This window comes from Methylocapsa sp. S129, from assembly GCF_009765995.1.
GTDB lineage: Bacteria > Pseudomonadota > Alphaproteobacteria > Rhizobiales > Beijerinckiaceae > Roseiarcus.
This window is the reverse complement of the sequence record NZ_LMUI01000023.1, coordinates 22926-35666: the sequence shown is the minus strand read 5'-3', so window position 1 is coordinate 35666 and position 12741 is coordinate 22926. Positions and strand designations below refer to the sequence as shown.

Below are 12741 nucleotides of genomic sequence, written 5' to 3'. Positions count from 1 at the left end.
GGCGCGCGTCTTTCTTCTCCCGCGAAGCGGGAGAAGGTGGCCCGACGAAGTCGGGTCGGATGAGGGGCAGCGCGACTCTAGCGGCGCTTTCCACCCTCCCGCTCTCGACGCAGGCTACTAGGTGACCAACAACCGCGACTATATCCGCGACGGCGCCGAAATCTATCGCAATTCCTTTGCGATCATCCGGCGCGAGGCCGATCTTGCGCGATTCGAAGGGCCGGAAGAGCGCGTCGCCGTGCGCATCATCCATGCCTGCGGCATGGTGGAGGCGGCCGCCGACATCCATTTCTCATCCGGCGCCGCGCTTGCCGCGATCGCCGCGCTTCAGCGCGGCGCGCCGATCTTGTGCGACGCGCGCATGGTCGCCGAAGGCGTCACGCGTGCGCGTCTGCCCGCCAATAATGAGGTGATCTGCACGCTTGGCGATTCCGCCGTGCCCGATCTCGCCGCGCGCCTGGGTACGACGCGCTCGGCCGCGGCGCTGGATCTTTGGCTGCCGCGATTGGCGGGCGCCATCGTGGTCATCGGCAACGCGCCGACTGCGCTGTTCCGCCTGCTGGAAATGCTCGACGCGGGCGCGCCCGCGCCGGCCGCGATCATCGGCATGCCGGTCGGCTTTGTCGGCGCCGCCGAATCCAAGGAGGCGCTTCTCGCCTCCACTCACGCCTCGATCGTCGTGCGCGGCCGCAAAGGCGGCAGCGCGATGGCCGCCGCCGCCGTCAATGCGCTGGCGAGCGGCGCGGAATGAGCGCGCCGGCGACAGGACGTCTTTATGGCATTGGCCTCGGACCAGGCGATCCTGAACTGCTGACCGTGAAAGCGGTGCGGCTGATTCAGGCGGCGCCGGTCGTCGCTTATTTCGCAAAGGCCGGCCGGCGCGGCAATGCGCGCAAAATCGTCGATCGCTGGTTAGTTGCGACATACGAGGAGCTGCCGCTTTATTATCCCGTCACGACCGAAATCCCCTTCGACGATCCGCGCTATGTCGCAGAGCTCGCGGCGTTCTACGAAGCGAGCGCGAAGTCCATCGCCGCCCATCTTCTGGCGGGGCGCGATGTCGCGCTGCTCAGCGAAGGTGATCCGCTTTTCTATAGCTCGTTCATGCATCTCTTCGTGCGGTTGAAGGAGCGCTTTCCCGTGACCATCGTGCCGGGCGTCACCGGCATGTCCGGCTGCCTTGCGTCAGCGCAGACGCCGATCACCTGGGGCGACGATGTCCTCACCATCCTGCCGGGAACCCTGCCTGCGGCCGCGCTCGCGCAAAAACTCAAGGGCGGCGACGCCGTCGCGATCATGAAGATCGGACGAAATCTCGCCAAGATACGCGCGGCGCTGACGAGCGCGGGTCTGCTCGACCGGGCGATTTATGTCGAACGCGCGACGATGGACAATGAGATCATCGCGCCTCTCGCGCAGAAGATAGACGACGAAGCGCCCTATTTCGCGATGGTGATCGTTCCCGGTATGGGGAGGCGCCCGTGAACGCGACGGGCAGCCTATGGATCGTCGGCCTCGGCCCCGGTCCCGCGCATTGGATGACGCCCGAGGCCGCCGAGGCGATCGCGCGGGCGAGCGACATCGTCGGCTATGGCCCCTATCTCGATCGCCTGTCGCTGCGCCCGGATCAGCATCGCCATTCCAGCGACAATCGCGTGGAGATCGATCGCGCGCGCCATGCGCTTCGTCTCGCAGCCCAGGGGCGCGCGGTCGCCATCGTTTCGGGCGGCGATCCCGGCATATTCGCGATGGCGGCGGCGGTGTTCGAGGCGCTTGAGGGCGGCGAGCCGGCGTGGCGCGGCCTGTCGATCGAAGTCGCGCCCGGGATCAGCGCGATGCAGGCCGCGGCGGCCCGCCTGGGGGCGCCGCTCGGCCATGATTTCTGCGCGATATCGCTCTCCGACAATCTCAAGCCCTGGGATGTCGTCGCGCGCCGTCTCAACGCGGCGGCGGACGGCGATTTTGTCATCGCTCTCTACAATCCAGCGTCGAAGGCGCGGCCGCGCCAGATCTTCGAGGCGTTCGATCTGTTGCGTCAGCGTAAGGCGCCCGGCACGCCGGTGGCCTTCGCCCGCGCCGTCGGGCGATCCGACGAGCGCGTCGTGCTGACCGATCTTGAAAAGGCGGACCCCGGGCTCGCCGATATGAGCACGCTTGTGCTGATCGGTTCGAGCGAGACGCGTTTCGTTATGCGCGGCGCGGCGCGCCCCTGGCTGCTGACGCCGCGATCTTATGGGGCGGCGCGATGAGTGTCGAGCCAGGCCAGAACCTCTTCAAGCCGCGTCGTCCGCTCGACATCCGGCTTGGCTGGCCGTCGCACCATGACGACCGGCAGGCCAAGATTGCGCGCCGCTTCGATCTTCGCATAGGTCGCCTCGCCGCCGCTGTTCTTGCTGACCAGGAATTCGATGCTTTCCGCGCGCATCAAGGCTTCCTCGTCGGCAAACCGGAAAGGCCCGCGCGCCAGGATCAGGCGATGGCGGGGCAGGGCGTCGATCTTGTCCGGCCGCTCGATCGCGCGCACGATATAGCGGTGATGCCGGGCCCCGGCGAAAGCGCCAAGCTGCAAGCGTCCCTGCGTCAGAAAAACATTGCGGGGAATGTCTCCCAGCGTGCGCGCCGCTTCTTCCATGGTGGCGACATCGATCCATCGATCCCCGCTCTGTCGTTCCCATGGCGGCCGCGTGAAGATCAGCAGCGGCAGCTTTGCGGCGCGGCATGCCTCAGCGGCGTGGCGCGACATTTGCGCGGCGAAAGGGTGGGTGGCGTCGACCACAGCGTCGATGTGTTCGGCGTCAAGATAGGCGCTGAGGCCCTCGGCGCCGCCGAACCCGCCAATGCGCGTGGGAATAGGCGAAGGCGCTGGGCTCCGCGTGCGCCCGGCGAGGGACAGAACCGCTGCGATGTCGGCGCGCCCGGCGATCGCGTCGGCCAATACGCTGGCTTCCGTCGTGCCGCCGAGAATGAGAAGGCGCAAGGGCTCGCTCCGCAAGGTGCGATCCCGTGACCCCGCAAAGCCGCTGGCTCTCCATCATCGGCGTCGGGGAAGACGGTCTCGATGGCCTTTCTCCTGCCGCACGGCGGCTGATCGCGCAAGCCTCGCTGGTCGTCGGCGGCGCGCGGCACCTGAAGCTAGCGGGGCTCGCGGGCGATAAGACCCTGACGTGGCCCTCACCGATCGACGACGCCATGCCGGTCGTTCTGGCGCGGCGCGGCGAGCCGGTCTGTGTGCTGGCGAGCGGCGATCCTTTCTTCTTTGGCGTCGGTAGCCTGCTGATGCGCCATATTTCGCCGGAGGAAATGATCTGCCTGCCCGCGCCCTCGGCTTTCTCGCTCGCCGCCGCGCGGCTCGGTTGGAGCCTGCAGGATTGCGTGACGCTCTCGTTGCATGGGCGCGCGCTGGAGGCGGTCATCCCGCATTTGCAGCCGCGCGCGCGTCTTCTGGCTCTGTCCTGGGATGGGTCGACGCCGGGCAAGCTCGCGCAATTGCTCGTCGCGCGCGGCATGGGCCGCTCGAAGTTGATCGTCTGCGAGGCGATGGGCGGCGCCAAGGAGAGATTGCGCAGCGCCCTCGCCAAGGATTTCGCTCTTGACGATATCGCGGGCCTTAACACGATCGCGTTTGAAGTCGTGGCGGAAGCAGGCGCGCGTGTGTTGCCGCGCGCCAGCGGGCTGCCAGATTCTTTATTCGAGCACGACGGCCAGATTACCAAGCGTGAGATCAGGGCGATGACCTTGGCGGCTCTCGCGCCGCGTCGCGGCGAGCTTCTCTGGGATGTCGGCGCCGGCTCCGGCTCGGTGGCGATCGAATGGATGTTGTGCGATCCGGCCAATCGCGCCATCGCGATCGAACGCCATCCCGAGCGCGCCGCCCGCATCGCCCGCAACGCGGCGGCGCTTGGCGTTCCGGGCCTTCAGATTGTCGAGGGCCATGCGCCTCAAGCGCTCGCGAACCTGCCGCGCCCCGACGCGATTTTCGTCGGCGGCGGCGCCAGCGCCGAAGGGCTGCTCGATCATCTCTTCAATGCGCTGGCGCCTGGGGGAAGGCTTGTCGCCAATGCGGTGACGCTCGAAGGCCACGCTGAACTGATCAGGCAATTCGAGCGTCGCGGCGGCGATCTCGTGCAGGCGAATATCGCACGGGCCGATTCTCTTGGCCGTTTCCACGGCTGGCGGCCCGCCATGCCGGTTGTTCAATGGAGATGGGAAAAGCCATGGCCGGAATGATCGCCATTGGGCTTGGCTGCCGCAAGGCTTGCGCGAGCGAGGCCATTGTTGACATCGTGCGGCGCGCGCTTGCCGATCGTCAGGATCTCGAGGGCGTCCGGCGTCTTTTTAGCGTGGTGGACAAGTGCGACGAGCCCGGCTTGAGCGCCGCCGCTCGAGAGCTTGGGTTCGATCTCGTCTTTCTCTCCCGCCAAGCGCTCGCCGCCACAATGCCGCGCCTTCTCACGCGCTCCGCGGCGGCGCAAAGCCGGTTCGGACTGGCTTCGGTGGCCGAGGCGGCGGCGCTTGCGGGCGCGGGGCCGGATGCGAAGCTGCTCGGGCCGCGTCTCGCGGCCCATGGCGCGACTTGCGCGATTGCGCTGGCGCCAACCAACACGGACCGCCCCGCATGACCATTCATTTCATCGGCGCCGGCCCTGGCGCGGCCGATCTCATCACCCTGCGCGGGCGCGATCTGCTGGCGCGCTGTCCGGTCTGCCTCTATGCGGGCTCGCTTGTCTCTGAAGCTCTGCTCGCGCATTGCCCGCCCGGCGCCCGTATCGTCGACACCGCGGCGATGGACCTCGATTCCATCGTCGCGCAATGCGTTGACGCGCATGCGAAGGGGCAAGACGTCGCGCGGCTCCATTCGGGCGATCTGTCGATCTGGAGCGCGATGGGCGAGCAATTGCGGCGCCTCGAAGCGCTGGCGATTCCCACTACGATCACGCCCGGCGTGCCCGCCTTCGCCGCCGCGGCGGCGGCTTTGGGCAAGGAGCTTACGTTGCCGGAAATCGCGCAATCGGTCGTGCTCACGCGCACGTCGGGCCGCGCTTCGGCGATGCCGGAGCGCGAGAAGCTCTCTGTCTTCGCCTCGACCGGCGCGACTCTGGCCATCCATCTGTCGATCCATGTGCTAGACAGGCTAATCGCCGAACTCATTCCCCATTATGGCGCCGAATGTCCCGTCGCGATCGTTTACCGCGCGTCATGGCCCGACGAACTCATTCTGCGCGGCACGTTGGCGGATATAGCGGCGCAGGCGAAGGCGGCGACGATCGAGCGCACCGCGCTGATCTTCGTCGGACCGGCTTTGTCGGCGACGGATTTTGTTGAGAGCGCGCTCTATAATTCCGATTATGTCAGGCGCTTTCGCGGCGGCGACGGACCGGAGAAAACGCGATGATTCCGGGACTGGTCATCGCGGCGCCGCGGTCGGGCAGCGGCAAGACGACGCTGACGCTCGGCCTGTTGCGCGCTTATCGGCGGCTGGGGCTCGATGTCGTGGGCGTCAAATCGGGGCCTGATTATATCGACCCGGCTTTTCACGCGGCGGCCTCGGGGCGCGACGGACTCAATCTCGATAGCTGGGCGATGCCGCCTTCGCTCATCCTGAGCCTCGCCGCCCGCGCGGCGCAGGGCCGCGCTCTCTTTCTTTGCGAAGCCTCGATGGGATTGTTCGACGGCGTGCCGGCGGCGCCAGGGCGGTCGGGGGCCTCGGCCGATGTCGCCGCGACGCTCGGCGCGCCCATCTTGCTTGTCCTTGATGTTTCCGGCCAAGCGCAATCGGCTGCGGCCATCGTCAAGGGCTGCGCCGCCTATGATCCACGCATCGCCATCGCCGGCGTGATCCTCAACCGCGTCGGCAGCGCGCGTCATCGGCGACTGGCGGGCGATGCGATCGAGGCGCTTGGCGTGCCCGTCGTTGGGTCGATGCCGCGCCTCGACGATATGACGCTGCCCGAACGTCATCTCGGCCTCGTTCAGGCGATGGAGACGGACGATCTCGAGGCGCGGCTCGAGCGCATCGCCGATGCCGTCGCCGCCCATGTCGATCTGGCGGCGTTGCGCGGCCTTGCGCAACCCCTGCGCCTCACGAATGATGGCAAGACGCGAGCGCTGTCTCCGCCCGGGCAGCGCATCGCGATCGCGCGCGACGCCGCCTTCTCGTTTCTCTATCCGCACCTGCTTTCAAGCTGGCGCGATGCGGGCGCCGAAATCCGCTTCTTTTCCCCGCTCGCCGATGAGGCGCCGCCTATGGACAGCGATTTTTGCTGGCTGCCCGGCGGCTATCCCGAACTCCATGCGGGACGCATCGCCGCCGCCGAAAATTTCCTCGGCGGTTTGCAGCGTTTTGCCGAAGGCCGTCCCGTGCATGGCGAGTGCGGCGGCTACATGATCCTCGGCGCCGCCTTGACCGACGCCACTGGGGCTGCTCATCGCATGGCCGGCCTGCTCGGCGTCGAGACCAGCTTCGCCAAGCGCAAGATGAATCTCGGCTATAGGGATGCGCGCCTTGATGTGGCCTGCGGCCTCGGCCCTGCCGGGCGAAAGTTCAAAGGCCATGAATTCCATTATTCGACTTTGCTGACGATCGGCGGCGATGATTGTTTCGCCCATGTCAGCGACGCCTATGGCGCCGCCCCGACGCCATCAGGCTCCCGCCGTGGCCATGTGACAGGCGGGTTTTTTCACATCATTGCCGAAGCGCAATAAGCGCGACTTGGCCGCCGCGCTTTCTCAAGCCTTCGCCAGCGCGAGTTCCTTGATCCGCGTCAGCGTCGCCGATGGCGTGATGGCGTCGGTCGCTATTTTCACATGGATGATCGCGGGCGCATGCGCGGCGCGGGCTGCTTCGAACGCGGCGGGGAAATCCTCCGTCTTCTCTACAGTGACGCCGAACCCGCCAAAGGCGCGCGCATAAGAGGCAAAGTCCGGGTTGCGCAAATCGGTCGCGACGACCCGGCCAGGATATTCGCGCTCCTGATGCATGCGGATCGTGCCGTAGCTCGCGTTGTCGCAGACGATCACGACGATGGGCAGATTATATTGGACCGCCGTCGCGAATTCCTGGCCGTTCATCAGGAAATCGCCGTCGCCATTGACCGACAGCACCAGCCGCTCAGGGTAGAGCCGCTGCATCGCCACCGCCGCCGGCACGCCATAGCCCATCGACGCGGAGGTCGGCGCGATATGGCTGCCGAGGCGCCGGAATCGATAGAAGCGATGAATCCACGAGGCGTAATTGCCGGCGCCATTGCAGAGGATCGTATCGGGCGGAACGTGTTCGCGTAGCCAGACCATGACCGCGCCAAGATTGACGGCGCCCGGCTGCGGCGTGGCGACTTCCGTCCAGGCGATCAGGTCTTTATGCGCTTCCTCTGTTTGTCCGCCCCAGCGGATCGGCGCGCGCGGGTTGAGCGCCTCGAGCGCGGTCGCGAAACCGATCGGCGTGGCGTGAATGGAAAGCCGCGCCTGGTAGAGGCGGCCGAATTCTTCGGCCGATGCATGGATATGAACGAGATCGGCGCGCGGGCCGGGGATTTCGAACAAAGTGAAGCCCTGCGACGGGATTTCGCCCAGACGCCCGCCCAGCAGGATCGGCAGGTCGGATTGTTTGATCCGCGCGATCAGCTTGGGGTTCGGGCCAAGGCCAAGATCGCCGGCGTAGCAAGGGTGCAAAGCGTCGAAGAGAGGGCCGCGCCGGTAGCTTGTCGCCACGGGCAATTCGAATCTCTCGGCGAAATGCTGGACGGATCGAACGGCCGCCTCGCTCCATCGCGTGCCGCCCAGGATAAGAAAGGGTTGGCGCGCCGCCGCCAGCAGGGTCTCGAATTCCGCCATCGCGGCCGCGCCGGGAAAAGTTTCGACCGGCTCGCTGGCGCGCGCGTCGGCGCCCATAGCGGGCTCGGTCAACATGTCTTTGGGCAGGCTGACAACGACGGGGCCGGGGCGCCCTTCCATCGCGGTTTGAAAGGCGCGCGATACAATCTCCGGCACCCGGTTCGCGTCGTCGATTTCGGTCGCCCATTTGGCGATGGAGCCAAAAAAAGAGCGGTAGTCCACTTCCTGAAAGGCGTCGCGGCCGAGGAACGCGCGTTCGATCTGTCCGACAAAAAGCACCATCGGGGTCGAGTCATGGCGCGCAATGTGGATGCCGGGCGAGGCGTTGGTCGCGCCCGGACCGCGCGTGACGAAACAGACGCCAGGCCGCCCTGTCGCTTTGCCCATCGCCTCGGCCATCATCGCGGCGCCCGCTTCGTTACGGCAAACGGTGATCGCCACCTCGCGGTCGCGCAAAGCGTCCAGCACCGCCAGATAGCTTTCACCGGGAACGCAGAAAACATGGCGTACGCCATTGACGATCAATTGATCGACAAGCGCCTGCGCGGCGCTGCGGGGGCCGTTCGACTTTTGCATAGGACTCAGATTCCTCATTCCGAGAGAAGGCGAGCCGAAGGGATGTGGCGCGCTTAGCCATTTGGGCTAGGGCCCCAGGATCGCCAGTTCGGTGTAGGACAGGTCGCCGAGGCTCGGCGGAACCGGGCCTTTGAAATATTTCGGGCCATATCCGGCAAAATATTTTCCGATGAGTCCCAGCACTGGCCCATTGGCGTCGGCAAGGAAAATCGGCCAGGCGCGCAGCGCCAAATACCGTCCGATCGCCCCTGCGAAAAAAACAAATTCGTCCATGCTGCGGCAATAGATCAACTGCTGGCAAGGAATGAGACGATGGAAAGCCGCCCGCCGCTGAAGAACGAAGGGATAGCCGACGCCGTCCTTGACGCAGACGAGCGCGCGGCACCCAAGCGCGGCGTGTTCGGCCAAAATCGCGCGCTCGCTTTCCGACAGCAGAGTCGATTCGGGCGCGTCCGCCGCAAAAGCTGCGACGCGGACATTGGATCGCCAGGTGGACAGGATCGGCGCAAAGACGATCTGACCATCGCAGAATCGTTTGAAACGAACCGCTTCAATCGCGCGCCTCGTATGCGCGGCCGGCGAAACATTGATGTAGGTCACGTCCTTGCGTTTCACCGCCACGGCATGCAAAACAACGGCATAACTGCGAAATTCCAGGTCGACGCACCAACTCGAAAGATTGCAGAAGATGCTCTCCCCCGCAGCCCCGGTTCGGCGCGAGTAAATCACCAGCAAGACACCGACGACGCCGCTTGGCGCCTCAAGCAAGTAGCCGTATCGCGGAAAATCCTCGATGGCCGGGCGCTTGGACATTCGTTTCAGCGCTCTGGCCCAGTAAGCCCTGAGTCGGTACGGAAATCCGCGGCGCAGGCAATCAACGACGGCGTCGATGTCGTCGTCTTCGATGAGACGACAGCGAACGTCAGGTTTCTTGGACGCCAGCATCGGTTTACCGTCTATTCAGTTCATTAACGGAATACATGCAAAATAGAGTACACTGCAGACGTTACCAAATGCTGAGGCGCAGCGACAAATGACGACCAGATCAATAATAATCTCGCAGATTCAGCAGGTTGCGGCCGAACAGAAGAAAACGCTCGCGCCATTGACCGACGATTTGTCATTGCTTGATTCTGGCCTGGATTCCCTTTGCTTCGCCATCTTGGTCGCGCGTCTTGAAGATGCGATCGGCGTCGACCCTTTTACGGCGTCCGCCGAGGTCAAATTTCCCAATACGATCGGCGAGCTGATCGCCTTCTACGAACATGTCGCAGCCTGAATCTCTGTCGCTGACGGATCTGCTTAAGGCCGGCGCCGGCGTTGGCCGGGCGATTGGGATGATGGGCGCCTCCCTCGCGCTTGACGATTTTTCAAATGCAACGAGTCTTGGCGGCTATTTCGACGCGCTTGAGGGCCGTTCAATCGTCCTGATGGCCGGCGACCAATTGAAGACCGCGGCGGCGCTGATCGAGCTTGATGGCTGGGCGCGCCGCATCGTCCTCTGTCCGCCCGATCTTGAGTCGAAGCATTGGGGCGCCGTCATCCGCGACGCCGAGGCCGACGCCATCGTCTACGGCGGGGACGACCCGCCGCCGCAAGGGGTCGATGTCGCGATCCTCGCGCCCTGCGTTTTGCCCTTGCAACCGCGCGCGGCGTCGACCGTCAGGCGCTTTGCCACGGAATGGGTGCTGCTGACCTCCGGAACCACCGGCGATCCGAAAATGGTCGTTCATACCCTGGCGACGCTGACCGGCGCGATTACGCGCAGCGCCCCGCAAGCCTTGGTCCAGAATTGGGCGACGTTCTATGACATCCGGCGCTATGGCGGCCTGCAGATTTTCTTGCGCGCGATTGCCGGCAGGGGCTCGTTGACGTTGCGGAACGCCGGCGAGACGGTCGACGATTTTCTGATCCGCGCAGGCGTCGCAGGTGTGACGCATATTTCGGGAACGCCCTCGCATTGGCGACTGGTTCTGATGAACGCGGCGGCGCGTCGCATGGACCCCGAATATGTGCGCCTGTCGGGCGAAATCGCCGATTCTTCCGTGCTCAATGCATTGGCGGCTCTCTATCCCCGCGCGCGCGTCGCCCATGCCTTCGCCTCGACGGAAGCGGGCGTCGGCTTCGAGGTCGAAGACGGACAGGCTGGATTCCCGGCCGCCTATCTGGGTGAACGAGACAATGGCGCCGCCCTGAAAGTTGTCGACGGTTCGCTGGCCATCCGCTCCGGCCGCACGGCCTTGCGCTATCTCGGCCAAAGCGCCCCAATTTTGCGCGACGCCGAAAGCTTCGTCGACACCGGCGACATGATCGAGCTGCGCGGCGATCGGGGTTATTTTGTCGGACGCCGCGGCGGCATCATCAATGTCGGCGGCGCCAAAGTGAACCCGGAGGAAGTCGAGGCGGTGATCAATATGCACGCCGGCGTGCACGCCAGCCTCGTGAAAGCGCGCCGGAATCCGATCACCGGCGCGCTGGTCGCGGCCGATGTCGTCCTCAATGAGGGCGTGATCGAAGCGCCGGGCTTGAAGGACGAGATCATCGCCGCCTGCGCGAGGCAGCTCGCGCCTTATAAAGTGCCGGCGCTCGTTCGCTTCGTTCCCACGCTCGCCGTCACGCCAAGCGGAAAGCTCGCGCGCAATGGATAATGTGATTGTCACCGGCGCGAGTCGAGGCATCGGGCTGGCGATCGCCAGAAAGCTCGCGTCGTCCGGCTATGACGTCACCGCGGTCGCACGGCGTACGAGCGACGAGCTCGAGGCGGCGATCGCCGCCGGTAAAGGGCAGGCGGCCGGCGCGCTGCGCTTCGCGGCGCTTGATCTCGCGCAAATCGAAGCCATGCCCGAGTTCGTTCGGCAAGCGCGTCGCGACCGAGGGCCGATATACGGCCTGGTCAATAATGCGGGCATCGGCACGGAAGGGTTGCTTGCGACAATGCCCAATAGCCAGATCGAGGCGTTGCTGCGTCTCAATAACCTTTCGCCGATCGTCCTGACGAAATATGTGGTGCGCGGCATGATGGCGGAGGGCCGGGGACGCGTCGTCAACCTGTCCTCGATCATCGCTTCGACTGGCTATAACGCGCTCTCGGTCTACGGCGCCAGCAAGGCCGCGATGATTGGCTTCACCAAATCGCTTGCGCGCGAGGTTGGGCGCTTGGGGATCACGGTCAACGCCATTGCGCCGGGCTTCATCGATACGGAAATGACGCGCGGGCTCGACGACGCCCAACGCAAACGCATCGCCGACCGCAGCGCCTTGCGCCGCCTGGCGGAAGCCGGCGATATCGCGGATATGGCCGCGTTCTTGATCGGCGAGACAGGCCGCAACATTACCGGCGCGGTGATGACGGTGGACGCCGGCAGCACCGCCTAAGCTTTGCCTTCGCCGGGCCCTTGCCCGGTCAGAGTTGGAGCACGGCCCTGACCGATGCCGGCCATTGCGCGACTTCGACGCCATGCGTGGCGAACAAGGCGACGGCCAGACGATCCATGCCGAAGGCGACGCAGCCGGTGTGAGCGGGCTCGCCCGCGCTATTGCGCATATTCCAGGTCAATCCGAAATGATCGCGGTGATAATTGAAGCTCATACACGCGGTCGGCTGTTCGGCGGAGCGAACCGGCACGACCAGTTCGAACTTCAATTCCTGCTGCACCTGGGCCTTGCCGACCAGCACGCCGCCGCGCCCAAAGAACGGGTCGCTGGCTGTCTCGACGCGATAGCTGAGCCCCAGCGCGTCCGCGATGCCCGTCGCGCGCGTCATCCAGCGCTCGCGAAACGCCTGCACCTGCGCGGGCGCGCCGATGAACACATATTCGCGCATGCGAAACGACTGGAACCGGTCGATGTCGCGCGACGGCTCGCGGCGGAAACAATCGCTGGCGACGTCGAACATCAGGCCATCGGCGGGGACCGGCCCCGCGGCGGCGGCCATCGGATAGATCGGGTAGCAGGCGGCCGGGGCCAGAACCAGGTCGCCGGTCGATAGGGCGTCGGTCCATTCCTGCCCTGCGGCAAAGCGGTCGACCGCGGCGCCGATTTCGCGCTCGCTCCCGCTTAGCGAGCACACGCAACCCAACAGATGGGGAAAGCTTTTGAGATAACCCGATTTCTCGATCAAAGCGCGGCTAACGACCGGGGGAAAGCGGAGAATTTCCGCTTGCGGTTCGCGATGCCTGGAGATCAGCGCGGCGAGCGCTTCGACGACGCCCTCATAGCGCCCGGTGCGGCCATAAACGCCATCGACGCCCATCGGCCGGAACAAAGTATCGAGCAGAACTTCCGGCGAGGCCTTGGGTTGGCCGAATGTTTTTTGGGCTATCGTCATGCGGGCGC

At 65.3% G+C, this 12741-nt stretch carries 14 protein-coding genes; 10 read left to right on the top strand and 4 right to left on the bottom strand.

Features of this window, described 5'->3' with window-relative positions:
• The first annotated feature begins 121 nt into the window (after positions 1 to 121).
• From GSQ90_RS14770 to cobJ, 3 genes are read left to right on the top strand one after another with little or no spacing between them, the layout of a single operon-like run.
• Positions 122 to 751, top strand: a complete 630-nt coding sequence (locus GSQ90_RS14770) for a precorrin-8X methylmutase (RefSeq protein ID WP_158815614.1) — start codon at positions 122 to 124, stop codon at positions 749 to 751.
• Positions 748 to 1485 carry a precorrin-2 C(20)-methyltransferase gene (locus tag GSQ90_RS14765; RefSeq protein ID WP_158815613.1) on the top strand — a complete coding sequence of 246 codons (738 nt, stop codon included), beginning with the start codon at positions 748 to 750 and terminating at the stop codon, positions 1483 to 1485. The genes GSQ90_RS14770 and GSQ90_RS14765 overlap by 4 nt, the downstream gene beginning before the upstream one ends.
• Entirely contained in the window at positions 1482 to 2249 is a 768-nt protein-coding gene (cobJ, locus tag GSQ90_RS14760; protein WP_158815612.1) for a precorrin-3B C(17)-methyltransferase, read from the top strand. Before GSQ90_RS14765 ends, cobJ begins: the two co-directional genes overlap by 4 nt.
• Here cobJ and GSQ90_RS14755 read toward each other — a convergent pair.
• Positions 2231 to 2977 carry a cobalt-precorrin-6A reductase gene (locus tag GSQ90_RS14755; protein WP_158815611.1) on the bottom strand — a complete coding sequence of 249 codons (747 nt, stop codon included), beginning with the start codon at positions 2975 to 2977 and terminating at the stop codon, positions 2231 to 2233. The genes cobJ and GSQ90_RS14755 overlap by 19 nt on opposite strands.
• Positions 2978 to 3003: 26 nt before the next feature.
• Between GSQ90_RS14755 and cbiE the strand changes: the two genes are divergently transcribed.
• From cbiE to GSQ90_RS14735, 4 genes are read left to right on the top strand one after another with little or no spacing between them, the layout of a single operon-like run.
• Positions 3004 to 4227 carry a precorrin-6y C5,15-methyltransferase (decarboxylating) subunit CbiE gene (cbiE, locus tag GSQ90_RS14750; RefSeq protein WP_158815610.1) on the top strand — a complete coding sequence of 408 codons (1224 nt, stop codon included), beginning with the start codon at positions 3004 to 3006 and terminating at the stop codon, positions 4225 to 4227.
• Positions 4215 to 4619, top strand: coding sequence for a cobalamin biosynthesis protein (locus tag GSQ90_RS14745; protein ID WP_246731615.1), 405 nt, complete (start codon positions 4215 to 4217; stop codon positions 4617 to 4619). Before cbiE ends, GSQ90_RS14745 begins: the two co-directional genes overlap by 13 nt.
• Positions 4616 to 5392: a precorrin-4 C(11)-methyltransferase gene (cobM, locus tag GSQ90_RS14740; RefSeq protein WP_158815609.1), complete on the top strand. Its 777-nt coding sequence runs from the start codon at positions 4616 to 4618 to the stop codon at positions 5390 to 5392. The genes GSQ90_RS14745 and cobM overlap by 4 nt, the downstream gene beginning before the upstream one ends.
• Complete coding sequence (locus tag GSQ90_RS14735; protein WP_158815608.1) at positions 5389 to 6702, top strand: cobyrinate a,c-diamide synthase; 1314 nt, start codon at positions 5389 to 5391, stop codon at positions 6700 to 6702. Before cobM ends, GSQ90_RS14735 begins: the two co-directional genes overlap by 4 nt.
• A gap of 24 nt (positions 6703 to 6726) precedes the next feature.
• On the opposite strand, the gene GSQ90_RS14730 is transcribed toward GSQ90_RS14735, so the two are convergent.
• Together GSQ90_RS14730 and GSQ90_RS14725 are read right to left on the bottom strand one after the other, a co-directional pair.
• Entirely contained in the window at positions 6727 to 8406 is a 1680-nt protein-coding gene (locus GSQ90_RS14730; RefSeq protein WP_158815607.1) for a thiamine pyrophosphate-binding protein, read from the bottom strand.
• A gap of 66 nt (positions 8407 to 8472) precedes the next feature.
• Positions 8473 to 9219, bottom strand: coding sequence for a hypothetical protein (locus GSQ90_RS14725; RefSeq protein ID WP_246731614.1), 747 nt, complete (start codon positions 9217 to 9219; stop codon positions 8473 to 8475).
• 220 nt (positions 9220 to 9439) lie between these two features.
• On the opposite strand from GSQ90_RS14725, the gene GSQ90_RS14720 reads away from it, so the two are divergent.
• The 3 genes from GSQ90_RS14720 to GSQ90_RS14710 are packed head-to-tail and all read left to right on the top strand — an operon-like array spanning position 9440 to position 11781.
• Complete coding sequence (locus tag GSQ90_RS14720; RefSeq protein ID WP_158815606.1) at positions 9440 to 9685, top strand: acyl carrier protein; 246 nt, start codon at positions 9440 to 9442, stop codon at positions 9683 to 9685.
• The gene (locus tag GSQ90_RS14715; protein WP_158815605.1) at positions 9672 to 11054 is read left to right on the top strand and encodes an AMP-binding protein; all 1383 of its coding nucleotides are present in this window, start codon (positions 9672 to 9674) and stop codon (positions 11052 to 11054) included. The genes GSQ90_RS14720 and GSQ90_RS14715 overlap by 14 nt, the downstream gene beginning before the upstream one ends.
• Entirely contained in the window at positions 11047 to 11781 is a 735-nt protein-coding gene (locus GSQ90_RS14710; protein ID WP_158815604.1) for an SDR family NAD(P)-dependent oxidoreductase, read from the top strand. Before GSQ90_RS14715 ends, GSQ90_RS14710 begins: the two co-directional genes overlap by 8 nt.
• Positions 11782 to 11809: 28 nt before the next feature.
• On the opposite strand, the gene GSQ90_RS14705 is transcribed toward GSQ90_RS14710, so the two are convergent.
• A complete protein-coding gene (locus GSQ90_RS14705) occupies positions 11810 to 12733 on the bottom strand; it encodes an amino acid--[acyl-carrier-protein] ligase (RefSeq protein WP_158815603.1) in 924 nt (307 codons plus the stop codon).
• Positions 12734 to 12741 lie beyond the last annotated feature (8 nt).

Coding starts and splice junctions, on each gene's coding strand:
- GSQ90_RS14710 (WP_158815604.1), top strand. CDS start 11,047: ATGGATAATGTGATTGTCACCGGCGCGAGTCGAGGCATCGGGCTGGCG.
- GSQ90_RS14715 (WP_158815605.1), top strand. CDS start 9,672: ATGTCGCAGCCTGAATCTCTGTCGCTGACGGATCTGCTTAAGGCCGGC.
- GSQ90_RS14705 (WP_158815603.1), bottom strand. CDS start 12,733: ATGACGATAGCCCAAAAAACATTCGGCCAACCCAAGGCCTCGCCGGAA.
- GSQ90_RS14765 (WP_158815613.1), top strand. CDS start 748: ATGAGCGCGCCGGCGACAGGACGTCTTTATGGCATTGGCCTCGGACCA.
- GSQ90_RS14735 (WP_158815608.1), top strand. CDS start 5,389: ATGATTCCGGGACTGGTCATCGCGGCGCCGCGGTCGGGCAGCGGCAAG.
- GSQ90_RS14720 (WP_158815606.1), top strand. CDS start 9,440: ATGACGACCAGATCAATAATAATCTCGCAGATTCAGCAGGTTGCGGCC.
- GSQ90_RS14730 (WP_158815607.1), bottom strand. CDS start 8,406: ATGCAAAAGTCGAACGGCCCCCGCAGCGCCGCGCAGGCGCTTGTCGAT.
- cobM (WP_158815609.1), top strand. CDS start 4,616: ATGACCATTCATTTCATCGGCGCCGGCCCTGGCGCGGCCGATCTCATC.
- GSQ90_RS14725 (WP_246731614.1), bottom strand. CDS start 9,219: ATGTCCAAGCGCCCGGCCATCGAGGATTTTCCGCGATACGGCTACTTG.
- GSQ90_RS14745 (WP_246731615.1), top strand. CDS start 4,215: ATGGCCGGAATGATCGCCATTGGGCTTGGCTGCCGCAAGGCTTGCGCG.